Source organism: Paenibacillus sp. P4_E11, assembly GCF_056401635.1.
On record NZ_JBFUIX010000015.1, the window covers coordinates 25,279 to 38,288 of the forward strand.

A 13,010-nucleotide genomic window follows, 5' to 3' on the forward strand; every position below is an offset into this window, starting at 1 on the left:
CGTTACCATAATCTAGAGTCGGTCTTCTTCCGGCTCACATAGTTCGCAAGTACGAGCAACGCGAAGTTGATGACCGAGTTGAACAGACCGATGGCGGTGCTATAGCTGAAGTCCGATTCAAGAATCCCCTTGCGGTACACGTATGTACCGATAACGTCTGCCGATTCATACAACAGCGGGTTGTATAGTAGCAGAATCTTATCCGTGCCGACCGCCATGAAACTGCCGAATTGCAGAATGAGCATAATAATAACCGTAGGCATCATTCCCGGGATCGTGATATAGAACGTTTGCAACCACCGCCCGGCTCCATCGACCTTGGCGGCTTCATAGAGCGAGGGATCGATATTCGTGATGGCAGCCAAATAGATGATCGAGCCCCACCCGACATTTTGCCAAATGCCCGAACTGATATAGATCGACCGGAACCACTCCGGCAAGCTCAGGAACGGAATCGGCTCCATGCCGAACGCGGCCAGTACTTGATTGATCAACCCGTCCCGCGCCAGGAAATCCACGAGCATCCCGGCGATGATCACAATCGAGATGAAATGCGGCAAATAAGTGATCGTCTGCACCCAACGCTTGAACGAGTTGTGACGCACCTCATTGAGCAGCAGCGCCAACACGATGGCCGACGGGAATGCGAACAGTAGCTCATACAGGCTCAGGAGCAGCGTGTTGCGAACGATCCGCCAGAAGTAGAAACTGTCGAAGAAATCCGTGAAGTGGCGGAAGCCGACCCAGGGACTGCCCCAGAAACCGGAGGACGGCGAATAGTCCTTAAACGCGATCTGTACACCGTACATCGGCGCGTAATGGAACAGGAAGTAGTACGCCACGACCGGAAGGAGCATGAGATACACATAGCGGTTGATGCGAAAATCCCGCAGGAGACGGTTCACGTAGCTGTTCTTGTCCTGTAGCATCTTAGAGGTCACCGTTTATCGTTTGTTATAGCGGTCCAGCGCCGCCTGCTTCAGCTTAATCACCTCTTCAATACCCATCTTCTTCATCGTCTCCACGTACTTGTCGAAGTTCGCGATGGGCTCCACGCCCATGATGAATTTGTTGAACATCTCCTGGTAGTACGTATTGATGTCGGTCATCGCGGAAGCCAGCTTGGTGCTCTCCTCGGCGGTCTGCGAGATTGGTGGCAATAGCTTCGTATGATCAGCTTTCTTCCATACCTCAACGGCTTGTCTCTGTTCCTGCATCGTGAGCGTATATTGATCGGCGAACCGCTTGTCATACACATACGGCCCCGAGAAGGTGCTGCGGGAATACTTCGTCATCGCCGAGGCCAGGCTTAGCTTCTCCGGGTTGTTCGTCACGAGCTCAGTCAGCTTCGGATTGCCGTTCTCCAGCTTGTAGCTCACGTTCTCCGTGCCGAAATTGAACAGCAGGCTGCCGGCTGGGCTATAGGCGTAATCGAGCCACTTGACGATCTGCTCCGGGTTCTTCGCCTCGGCACTAATTGCCGCGCCACGTCCCAAGAAAGCGCTGTCCATCTGACCAATCGACTTGCCGCCAGCCTCGAGAGAAGGGTACGGGGCTCCGACCAGCTTGAACTTCGGATCGAGCTTCTGCACGGTCGTCGTGTAGGTACCTATTCCATAGCCGATGTTCATCGCCATGGCGCCGACCAAACCTTCCGTAATCTTGGCGTCCTTCAGCTTCTGGTCGACCGTGGCATAGTCCTTATCGATCAGTCCGTCCTTGTACCAGCGGCTCATCAGTATCAGGAAATCCTTGAACTGCGGCTCGATCGGCCCGAACTTGACCTTGCCCCCCTCGTTGTAAAAGCTGCTCGTAATCCCGTACGCTCCGATAAAGGCGTGCCCGAAATCCATCACCTTCGGATCATACAACAGCGGGATGTCATCCTTCTTGCCGTTGCCGTTCGGATCGCGGTCGCGGAAGGCCGTTAGCACCTGCTCCCACTCTTTCAAGGTCGTTGGCACTGTGAGGCCGAGCTTGTCGAGCCAGTCCTGGCGAATCGCCGGTCCGTTGAAGACACGCACAGATTCATCCGGGGTGATATAAGGCATCACGTAGATATTGCCCTCGTCAGTCGCGATGAGCCGCTTGACGTCCGGGTTGTCGTTCAGGTACTTGGTCAGATTCGGGGCGTTCTTCTCGATCAAGTCGTTCAAGCGAAGGATGCGCTTTTCTTTAATCGCGTTATCCGGTCCCTTCGGCGAGGTGCTCCAAGGGTATTCGATGACGTCCGGCAGCTTGCCCGATGCTAACAGTAGATTGAATTGCTCCTTGTCCTGGCCGACCGGCGGATGCTGGAATTCCACCTTCGTTCCCGTAATTTTCTCCATTTCCTTGTAGACACCCATCTCGCTGAAGTTCTTCATGGTTGCCGAGACGTTGGCGGTCATCCCGACCCAATACGTGAAGCTAGCCGGGTACTTGACGGCGCTTACAGTCGCAGCCGGGCTGGGGTTTGCTGTGCCAGCCGCATCCTTGGGCTTCTCGGTGTTGGTGCTGCTGCACCCGGCCAGAGCAGTACCCGCCAGCACGGATGTGGCGACCAAGCTGATGGCGGTTCTCCTAGTAAAGCGGTTTCTAAAACGGTTGCGGTTGTTGGGCATGGATGTTGCCTCCCTTTTGTGGTGTCGATCGAATTACGCTCTGATCATAACGAAGGGCAACCCCTCTGGAACAGCGTCTATTCACGTGATGCAGCAACCGAACTTAAGGTAGGACGGTATACGGATTTATGATCAAGTAACGTTTCTTAACTTCCAGGCATGGATCTCTGGTGCAGCTCCCTGTACTGACTGGGTGTGATGCCCTCCAGCTTCTTGAACACGCGGCCGAAGCCGATATGGTTGGAGTAGCCGACCCTGCGGGATATCTCTCCGACCGTCAGCTCGTGCTCGATCAGCATCACCTTCGCCTGCTCCACCCGGTATTCGGCAATATAGTCGGATAAGTTGATTTGGCCGTATTTTTTGAAAAAAGCAGATAAGTATGGCGGCGTAATACCGAATTGGTCGGCGATCATCACCAGACTGAGATTCCCGTCCTGATAGTTCGTGGCGATGAACGAACGGATCCCGGTGTACAGCCGTTCATTCGTGTCGGTACGCGTAATCTTAGCAGACTTGCATAGTTCACGGAGTAGATGTTTCACCTGATTAAGCATTTCCGGAGCCGTGTGATGATGGGCGAAAAAAGCGACCGGATCTGCCAGCTCCGGTGGGATCTCCTCTGCGGGAACGGTAGCGTGCTTCACCTTCAACAGCGAGCCTAGCAGTTCCATGAACAGGAACCGCGTCATCTCTGGGGTTATGCCCTCATTCGCTGTGAAATTCGCTTCATATACCTGCGTCAGGACGTGTACCGCACTTTCGTAGTCGCCCGTCTTCGCATAGTTCATCAGCTGCACTTCGAATTCGATCGGATAATGGAACACCGGGCCCTTGCTGCTATGAGGCTCATGGAAGATTACGGCATCGCCGCCGATCACTACTCTGCGCTCCAGCGCAACCAAGGAGTCGAGATAGCTGCGCCAGATGTGCTCCAGTTTCTCCTGAACGAGCCCGACGGCAAGCGTCAGGCTTAGCTGCAGCTGCGCTTCCGCCTGACCCTTGAGCTCGTGGATCCAGTCGTCCTTGCCCATACCTGGCTCTTCTCCCAGGAATTCGAGGATCGCGAGCCGATCCCGCTCCAGCTCGACGACGTAGCCGCGTCCTTGCAGCCGCTCGATACTCAGATTGGTCAGGAGGAACCGGACGAGCGTCAGCTCCTGCTCGCTTCCCGCAATCCTGTGTTCCGATCCGTCCTCGATCTGAACGAGAATGACGCGGTAGGAATGCTGGTCCAGACGTACGTTCATGAAATCGAGCGACGCTTGGTCGAGGGAGGCGATGTCTACGTTGCCCTTGATCAGCCGGCCGATGAAATTCGATTGGATGAGCGGCGCCTGTTTCTCCAGCGTCTTCTTCAGCGACTGCTCCTCCTCGAACGCTTGCAGCAGCGTACTGCTGATCACTTCATATTCATTGCGCTTCTCGAGACCGGAGAGTGCGTGGCGCTTCTGAATCGTTCGCAGCATGTCCTGGATCGGCCTGTAGTTGCGGTAGGCCATGACGCAAGCGATCACGAGTCCGGCCCCAACCCCCAAGAAGAGCAGCAGCAGGAACAGTGTCTGGACACGCTGAATAGGCTGCATGACGATGTCGTTCGGGACCACGGTGACGTATTTCCAACCGTTCTCTCCGGTCGTGTACGAGACCAGCAAATTGTCCCCTTGTTCCTCCCAGGCGAACGAGCCGCTGTCGGTCGTCAGCTCCGGAAGCACCGATTGGGCGGCTTCCGACCGCTCTCCAGTAGCTACCAAGACTTGACCGGATTGGTCGAGGATAAAGTTCGAGCTCTTCCCCTCCCAGTCGATGCGCTGCAACAGCTCCAGCATCTTCTGCTCCTGAATGAGGATGACGATCGCCCCCTTCGGGCTGATCCCTTCATCTAGAGGGAGCGACTGGATGTACGTGAGCACCTTCCGCGAGGTGTCGTTCTCCGTCAGCTCCTGCATCGTGAACGATTGGGATTGGGGCTTCGCCAGTACCTGAGGCATGTCCACTTGTCGGAAGGACTGGATCCGCTTGAAATATAGCTGCGGATCGGATTGGTGCGTCGGGGTCAGGATTATCTGCCGGTCGCGGAAATACAGGAACAGCGAGTCCGTGAAAGTGCTTACATTAATGAAGTTGCCCATCTCTTTCATCAGCGCTACCGCATGCAGCTGGGCATCGCCGTGCGACCGGTCGCTGTTATGAAGCAGCCATGTTACATTCGGATTCAGCGACAGCTGTAGACTGATGCGGCTGACCTCCTGAATCCGGCTGTCCACCAATTGCTGGACTTGCTCCAACATGCCGAAGTTCGCTCTGTTCACGTTGCGGACCAACGTACTCTCTAAGATTCGGTAGCCGGCTCCCCCTGCTAGTGTCGGAACGATCAGGATGAACAAGTACGAGACTATAATTGTGACAAACACGCTTCTTCTGCGCAGCAGATTGACCACCTCTAGTTGGGATGAAGGGTTTTGGTATAACTATAGCAGGCACAGGGACTAGTGCAAAGAGTAAGGAGACTCGATGTTAAATCTGTATACCCGACCTTGAGAACCTATACTTTAACCCTTAGGTCGGCCTCCTTCTATAGTGGGCAGTAAACCTGGATCCCACAGGTCATCCTCCTAACACCTGCAACTTCCCCGGTACTCCCCCATAACTCCCCGGATAGGCCCTCGCCCCTCCTATTCTTATACTGAAACTAACAACCAAGAGGGGGGAACAACGCCATAGAGAAAACGCAAACGCTTGCAAGTGCGGCGAAGCAGCCTGTACCGGGGCGGCCATCGAGATGGTTCCGGCAGCTCGCCTCACAGTACCAACTGATCCTGATGTCCGTCCCCTTCATCGGAGTGCTGATCGTCTTCAGCTTCTTCCCGCTCTGGGGATGGATCATGGCCTTCCAGAAGTATTCAATCCCCAAGGGAATCTGGGGCAGCCCGTTCGTAGGCTTCGATCAATTCACCAAGCTATTCGGCGACGACCAGTTCTACATCGCCCTGCGCAATACGCTCGCCATGAGCTCGATGAGCCTCGTCACCAGCTTCGTGTGCGCGATCGGCTTCGCGCTGCTGCTGAACGAAGTCCGCTTCTCGCTGTTCAAGCGGGTGATCCAGACGATCTCGTACATCCCGCACTTCGTGTCGTGGGTGGTCATCTCGAACATTGTGATCTTCCTCCTATCGCCGGACAACGGACCGCTGAACCAGCTGCTGATGTTCCTAGGCCTGATCGACGAACCGTTCTACTTCCTGGCCAAGGAAAAGTGGTTCTGGTGGATTCACACGTTCGCTTCGTTGTGGAAGGAGCTCGGATGGAGCACGATCATTTACTTAGCCGTGCTGACCGGCGTGAACCCGGAATTGTATGAAGCGGCGGAGGTGGATGGAGCCGGCCGGTTCAAGAAAATGATCCACATCTCGTTCCCTTCCATTATCCCGACCGCGGTCATGCTGCTCATCCTCGCCACCGGCTACTTGGTCGCCACCGGGTATGAATCGCAGATGCTGTTAGGCAACAGCCTCGTGATCGAATATTCGAAAGTGCTGGACCTGTACGCCTTGGACTACGCTCTCTCCATCGGTGATTACTCGTACGCAGTCACGATCAGCATGTTCAAATCAGTCGTAAGCATCACCCTGGTCCTCCTGGTCAATACGATCGCCAAGCGGATGGGCCAGTCCCATGTTCTATAACCCAACTCGCTCGCTAGGAGGTGAACCAACTGAGAGAACGTATCACGGCTAGCGGCCTCGTCTTCCATACCGCGAATGCGTTGCTGCTGGCACTTATCGGAGTGGCCACGTTGTATCCCTTCGTGAACCTGTTCGCCATCTCGCTCAATGAATCCATGGACACGTTGCGGGGCGGCATCTATCTGTTCCCCCGGCGGTTCACATGGAACAACTACGAGGTCATCTTCCAGAATCCGCGGCTGTTCTCCGCCGTCTGGCTCTCGGTGGTCCGGACCCTTCTCGGGACATTGCTCGCCCTGACTGCCACGATCATGGTCGCCTATACGCTGAGCCGCCGAGAATATTTGCTGCGCAAGCCGCTGAATCTCATCCTGGTCATCAGCATGTACGTGAACGGCGGGCTTATCCCTTATTACTTGCTGGTAAAGCAGCTGGGGCTGACGAACACATTTCTCGTGTACATCATCCCTGGCATGATCGGGGCGTTCAACGTCATGATCGTACGCAGCTTCTTCGACCAGCTCCCTGCTGGACTGATCGAATCGGCCAAGCTGGACGGGGCCAATGAGATCCAGACACTGTTCCGCATCGTGATCCCGGTCAGCATGCCGGTCATCGCGACCATCACGCTGTTCATCTCGGTCAGCCACTGGAACGCCTGGATCGACAACTTCCTGTTCAATACGAGCGAGCGGCTGACGCTCCTCCAGTATGAGCTGATGAAGATCCTGCTGCAGACGTCCCAGCAGGCGACCGCAGGCGGGAGCATGGACGATCCCGAAATGATGCGGCTCACGACGCCGCAGTCGATCCGGGCGACGATGACCATCGTGGTGACGGCCCCAATCCTGCTCGTCTATCCGTTCATGCAAAAGTATTTTATCCGGGGCATGACCCTGGGCGCCATCAAGGAGTAACAGATTTCAAAGAAAGGAACCTGCCTATGAATTTCAAGCATTTGCCTGAACGAAGAGGACTCATCCTCGATCTGGACGATTGGCACGACGGCTGGCTTCCCCTGCTGCATGAGGCGGGCATTAATGTGCTCGGGCTCCACAACTGGGATGGGGACAATGCGTTTCATGAGAAAATCGAACGAATGATCCGCTTTTTCGAGACGCCTGCCGGGGGGAGACTGCGGAATACGCTGGACGAAGCAGGCATCGAGCTTGAATTCGAGCTCCATGCGATGAGCTGGCTTTTGCCCCGGCACCACTATGACGAGCATCCGGAGTGGTTCCGAATGAACGAGGCCGGCGAGCGGACGCCGAAGGACAACTTCTGCCCCTCGAATGTCGAGGCACTCGCGGAGGCGGCCACCCGGGCGGTGCTGCTCGCCCGGCTGCTCCGTCCAACGAGCGGGCGATATTACTTGTGGCAGGATGACAACAAATCCTGGTGCCGCTGCAAAGCCTGCCGGGTGTATTCCGACAGCGAGCAGACGCTGCTCGTTATGAATGCCTTGCTGGAAGCCCTACGGCAGGAAGCGCCGGATACGAAGCTCGCCTATCTGGCGTACGCCGAGACACTGGAGAATCCGCCGGCGAAGGTGGCGCCGAGTCCAGGCGTCTTCCTGGAAATTGCCGGGCCGGCCATTCACCAGATGAAGGAGGAGCACCCGCTCCCGATCTCCACCTCGGAGAAGTATCAGCGCGCGGTCGCCCGCAACGTGGAGCTGTTCGGGGTCAAAGACGCCCAGGTGCTCGAATATTGGCTCGACGTCTCCTTCCACTCCCGCTGGCGCAAGCCGGTCCGTCCGATCGTTTGGGAGGCTGACTCCGTGAAGCGGGATATCGCCTTTTATCGCGGTCTAGGCTTCCGCTCGATTACGAGCTTTGCCGTCTTCATGGACGAAGCGTATTTCGCCGCTCACGGCACGCCGCCCGTAGCCGATTACGGCCGCCTGCTCGCCGAGCAGACCTGACTCCGGTACTACCGATATCTATGGGCATTGCCCGTGATATAATAGACAGATTGAGAGGGTGTTGAACTTGAAGAAGCTCACAGCAGGACTCATGAGCGCCATTCTGGCGCTCACCGTCGTCGCCGGGTGCTCCTCCGGTACGGAGAAAGCCCCCGCGACAAACGAGACCGCAAGCGCGAATGCGCCCAAAGAACCGGTCACCATCCAACTCGGGAGCATGTACCCGAATTTAGACCCGAACAACCCGGTCATGCAGGAGCTGGCCAAGAAGGCGAACGTGAAGTTCGACCTGATCACCGTGACCGGCGACCGGAACCAGAAATTCGACCTGTGGCTCGCCTCCGGCGACTACCCGGCGGACACGTTCGTGCTGAAGCCGGATTATATCGCGAAGTACGCGAGCGCAGGCGCGCTTCTCCCGCTGGAGGGGCTAATCGAGAAGTACGGCCCGAACATCAAGAAGGCGTACGGCGACTATTTCGACCTGCTGAAGGATGAGGACGGCCACATTTATTCTCTGTACGTACCTCGAACTTCTACGGAGCAATCACCTACACTTCAGGGCAACTTTGCCGTCCGCTACGACGTGCTGAAGGAGGCGGGCTATCCGCAGTTGAAGACACTCGACCAGCTGTTCGACGTGCTCCAGGCCTATTACAAGGCGCATCCAACGACGGACGGCAAACCGGTCGTTCCCTTCTCCGGTTTCAGCTATTCGGGGAATGGAGCAGAGAATATGCTGACGCCGTCCGTGGAATCGGCCGGACTCACGAGTCACGGCAGCTTCGTCATCGATTCGAACAACAATACGAAGCTGCTGTACACTTCCGACGCCGTAAAAGAGTATCACAAATTCTTGAACAAGCTGTACAATGCGGATATGCTGGATAAAGAATTTTTCACGTTGAAAAACGATACGATGTCGAAAAAAGTGATCGACGATCGCGTGCTGGCCGGATTCTTCCCGAGCTGGTGGGTACAGCCCGAGGTTGAGAAGCCAATGCGGGCGGCAGGAGATTTCGAGCACATGTACGCCTATTTCCCGCTGCTGACGGATGAGAAGCTTCCGAACCAAGCGTTCATGTCGCTCAAAACGCGGTCGAACTGGAACTGGGTCGTCTCCAAAAAGTCCAAGCACCCCGAAGAAGTCATCCGGCTGCTCGACTACCTCTTCACTGACGAAGCCCAGCTCCTCATTAACTGGGGCATCGAAGGCAAGCACTATGAGAAGAAAGACGGCAAACGCACCGTCACCGCCGAATTCAACAAGCAGAAAACCGCGAACCCGGATCTGATCTGGAAGGAAACCGTCTCTCCGTTCTATGGCACCTCGATCTACTTCAATCACGGGACGAAGCTCGCAGACGGCGATTATGCCACTCCGACGACCAAGGAATCGGTCAAGAGCGCCTTCGATCCCCGGACGAAGGAAGTGCTGGGCAAGTACGGCAAGGAAGTATGGGCCGATTTCCTCCCAAGCCTGCAGTACATTCCGGCTACGCTGGGTCAGATGGGAGACATCGAGGAGTATCGGGCCGACATGAAACGGATTGAGCAGCTGTGGCTTAAGGAATCGCCGAAGATGATTTTCGCCAAGACCGAAGCCGAGTTCAACAAGCTGTGGACCGATTTTAGTGCCCAAGTGGAGAAGGAAAACGCCAAGAAAATCGAGGAAGCTTATACGGCGAAGTGGAAAAAATTTGTAGCCGGCTATGGGCCGATGTTTAACAAAAAATAAGACACCTGGGGGAAGCGGCATGAATATCCGGACTAAACTGTTTCTGACGAACGGTGTGGTGGTGATACTCTTGATCGCTTCCCTCACGTTTTATCTGGATCATTATGGAAGAGGCGTCATTCTCAAAAAATCGAAGGAAAATACGGGCTACTCGTTGTCCCAGATCTCCGAGAACGTAGACAATGCCTTGAAGTCTTACGAGCAGATCGCCGACTCCTTGTATACCGATATTTTGCTGCAGGATCTGATGCTGAAGCGGTACACCTCCTTCCCGGAGGCTCATAAGGATTACTTCGAATCAATCGTCCCGAAGCTCACCGCCATCCAATCGTTCAAAGAAATGAAGGGGTTGACTTTATATACGAACAACGACTCGTTCCAGATCGGAAGCATCAAGCCGCTCGAGGCCATGCCCGATCATGCAGCGGCCGGGACTTGCCTGTCCGGAGGCGTGGCCACGGCGCAACTGCGCAGTTGGAGCGTGGTGGTCGCTCCGAACGGAGAACGGCAGCTCCGGCTGATCCAGCGGCTGAATCAGTTGAACACCTCCTCTTGCCTCTTCGCGGAAGTGGCGGTCAGTACCGGGATAATCCAGGATCTGGTGAAGAAGGAAAGTGGCCAGCACCAGTTCTACATCTTCATGCCAAACGGGAATATCGTCTTACAACGCTTGTTGGGCGAGCCGGTACCTGCGCTGGCCAGCGGATATTGGTTTTACGGCGACCTCCGGGATGTAAACGATTCCAAAGTAGTCCGGCACAACAAGCAGGACTACCTGCTCACCAACCGTACGCTCGATTCCCGCTCAAGCGTCATGAACATGCAGATCGTCTCCCTCCTCCCGTTGAACGAGTTGGTGAAGCAGACGCAGGACATCCGCACGACGGCTATTCTGCTGTTTGTGCTGACGCTTCTCGTGTTCCTGATCGTCAATTATATTACGGCAGCCGGGCTGACCAAGCGGCTGCGGCAGCTGTCCGCCAAGCTGCGGAGCACCGACATGGACCATCTGCAACCGATCGCCGTCGTGCGCGGCCGCGATGAGGTCAGTCATCTGGGCCACATGTTCAACGGCATGGTGCTGCGCATGCAGCGGCTGATCGGCGAGGTGTTCGAATCCGAGCTAGCGCGCAAGGAGCTCGCGCTAAAGACGAAGGAATCGGAGCTGTACGCCCTGCAAACCCAGATCAATCCCCACTATCTGTACAACACACTGAATGCCATCCGGGGCAACCTGCTGGAGAACGGCGATCGGCACAACGCCGAGATCATCAGCCTGCTGGCCCGGTCATTCCGCCATGTGCTGGGCAAGAGCAGCCGGCTCATCCCGATCTCCGAAGAGTTGGTTATCGTTGGCACTTATTTGCGCATTCAGTCGTTCCGCTTCTCCGACCGTCTCACTTACCGGATCGAACTGGACGCCGACTTGCAGCGCTATATGATCCCCAAGCTCGCCCTGCAGATTCTGGTCGAGAACGCCATCGTCCATGCGCTAGAGCCCAATCCCGGGAGCACGTGCATCTCAATCCGAGGCTGGCAGGTCGACGATACGCAGGTGCGGCTGCTCGTAGAAGACGATGGCCCCGACATCCCGCCGGAACGGCTGGAGGCGATCCGGCTGCGGCTGCTGGAGGAAGAGGCCGGGGCCGAGCAAGCCGACGACTCTAGCCATATCGGGCTGGCGAACGTGCACAACCGGCTGCGGAGCTTCGGCGAGGCCTACGGCGTCTCCCTGGAGAGCCGGCCTGGTCGGGGGACGACCGTGTCCCTCCTCCTGCCGACCCACTCGGCCCACTCGACTTACTCGACCTACAAGAAGGAGCGGATGAACGATGCATAACGTGCTGCTAGTGGACGATGAGCCCGGCGCGATCAAGTCTATTCGATACGCGGTCAATTGGGAGCAGTACGGCTTCACGATCGCAGGAGTTGCGGCGAACGGCCAGATGGCGCTCGACATGTTCTCGGTCAGGTCTTACTCGCTCGTCATCACCGACATTCGGATGCCGGTGATGGACGGATTGCGCCTGATCGCGGAGATTCGCGCCGCTTCGGATGTACCGATCGTCATCATGACCGGCTTCGAGGAATTCGAGGATGCCCGGACCGCGCTGAAGCTCGGGGTGCGGGATTATCTGCTGAAGCCGCCGGAGACGGCCGACGTCGAGCAGATGCTGGAGCGGCTCCGGCAGGAGCTGCTTGGTCGGAGCGGCTCGCGGCAGGAACAGCTGGAGGCTAGGGAGCGCGCAGGGAGGCTCGTCGAGGTGCCGGTGCAGCCCGAGGCGTTGTCGACGGCGACGATGCCGGTGACGCAGCCGGGTCGAGCGGCAGCGGTCGTGAGGCAGTGGGCCGAGCAGCGGTACGCCGACAATCTCAGCATGCGCGGCCTGGCCTCGAAGCTCTATATGAATGCCGCCTATCTCGGCCAGCTGTTCAAGGCTGAGACCGGCATGGGGTTCAACGACTACTTGCTCCGCATCCGGATGGAGAAGGCCAAGCAGCTTCTGGATAGCACGGATCTGAAAGTCTATGAGATCGCCAGTGCCGTCGGGTACAACGACATGGACTGGTTTTATACGAAGTTCAAGCACTATACCGGGGTGAACCCCAGCGAATACAAACTTCAACAGCATCGGAAGGGTTGACCTATACGAGGAGACGAATATGTATGAGGAAGAAGTACATTCACGCCGGGGCTCCCGACCTCTGGGGTAGTTGGGTCGGAGCAAGCGAATTAAGGGATAAGAAGTGTATACCGTCCGGTTCTTGCCGGACGGTTTTTGGGGCGTTGGCGACTTTTGGCTGCTAAGTGGCACTCCTCCGACGACAGATTAAGAAAAACCGTCCAGAAGATCACCGGACGGTCCTTAGTTGGATGAGTTCAGTTAGCGCGCGGGTGGGCAAGCAGATGGGTTCCGACCGCTGTTGGAATCCAATTTCAAAGGCGGACGCTGACGCTTCTCCACTCCATCTGCCTGCCCTCTCTTGTTCTTCTTTCGTTTTAGGAGTTTCGTTTTCCAACTGGCATCTACTCATTCCGGAATACTGCAAAAGTGCAG

General features: G+C 56.3%; 9 protein-coding genes. 6 read left to right on the forward strand and 3 right to left on the reverse strand.

Annotated elements, in window-relative coordinates:
* Nucleotides 1-2: 2 nt before the first annotated feature.
* The 3 genes from AC1DWB_RS08675 to AC1DWB_RS08685 form a co-directional block, all read right to left on the reverse strand.
* The gene (locus tag AC1DWB_RS08675; protein WP_477540650.1) at nucleotides 3-929 is read right to left on the reverse strand and encodes an ABC transporter permease; all 927 of its coding nucleotides are present in this window, start codon (nucleotides 927-929) and stop codon (nucleotides 3-5) included.
* Nucleotides 930-944: 15 nt separating this feature from the next.
* Entirely contained in the window at nucleotides 945-2,603 is a 1,659-nt protein-coding gene (locus tag AC1DWB_RS08680) for an extracellular solute-binding protein (RefSeq protein ID WP_477540651.1), read from the reverse strand.
* A 146-nt stretch (nucleotides 2,604-2,749) separates the two neighbouring features.
* The gene (locus AC1DWB_RS08685; RefSeq protein ID WP_477540652.1) at nucleotides 2,750-5,017 is read right to left on the reverse strand and encodes a helix-turn-helix domain-containing protein; all 2,268 of its coding nucleotides are present in this window, start codon (nucleotides 5,015-5,017) and stop codon (nucleotides 2,750-2,752) included.
* A gap of 408 nt (nucleotides 5,018-5,425) precedes the next feature.
* Between AC1DWB_RS08685 and AC1DWB_RS08690 the strand changes: the two genes are divergently transcribed.
* The 6 genes from AC1DWB_RS08690 to AC1DWB_RS08715 all read left to right on the forward strand — a co-directional run bounded on the left by AC1DWB_RS08690 (nucleotide 5,426) and on the right by AC1DWB_RS08715 (nucleotide 12,596).
* Nucleotides 5,426-6,289, forward strand: coding sequence for an ABC transporter permease (locus tag AC1DWB_RS08690; RefSeq protein ID WP_477540653.1), 864 nt, complete (start codon nucleotides 5,426-5,428; stop codon nucleotides 6,287-6,289).
* A 29-nt stretch (nucleotides 6,290-6,318) separates the two neighbouring features.
* A complete protein-coding gene (locus tag AC1DWB_RS08695) occupies nucleotides 6,319-7,206 on the forward strand; it encodes a carbohydrate ABC transporter permease (RefSeq protein WP_477540697.1) in 888 nt (295 codons plus the stop codon).
* Nucleotides 7,207-7,232: 26 nt separating this feature from the next.
* On the forward strand, nucleotides 7,233-8,213 hold the full coding sequence (locus tag AC1DWB_RS08700) for a DUF4838 domain-containing protein (RefSeq protein WP_477540654.1): 981 nt from the start codon (nucleotides 7,233-7,235) through the stop codon (nucleotides 8,211-8,213).
* Between the two features lie 67 nt (nucleotides 8,214-8,280).
* Nucleotides 8,281-9,951 (forward strand): extracellular solute-binding protein, encoded by a 1,671-nt coding sequence (locus AC1DWB_RS08705; protein WP_477540655.1) that lies wholly within the window; start codon nucleotides 8,281-8,283, stop codon nucleotides 9,949-9,951.
* A 19-nt stretch (nucleotides 9,952-9,970) separates the two neighbouring features.
* On the forward strand, nucleotides 9,971-11,791 hold the full coding sequence (locus AC1DWB_RS08710; RefSeq protein ID WP_477540656.1) for a sensor histidine kinase: 1,821 nt from the start codon (nucleotides 9,971-9,973) through the stop codon (nucleotides 11,789-11,791).
* Entirely contained in the window at nucleotides 11,784-12,596 is an 813-nt protein-coding gene (locus AC1DWB_RS08715; RefSeq protein WP_477540657.1) for a response regulator transcription factor, read from the forward strand. Before AC1DWB_RS08710 ends, AC1DWB_RS08715 begins: the two co-directional genes overlap by 8 nt.
* The last annotated feature ends 414 nt before the right edge of the window (nucleotides 12,597-13,010 follow it).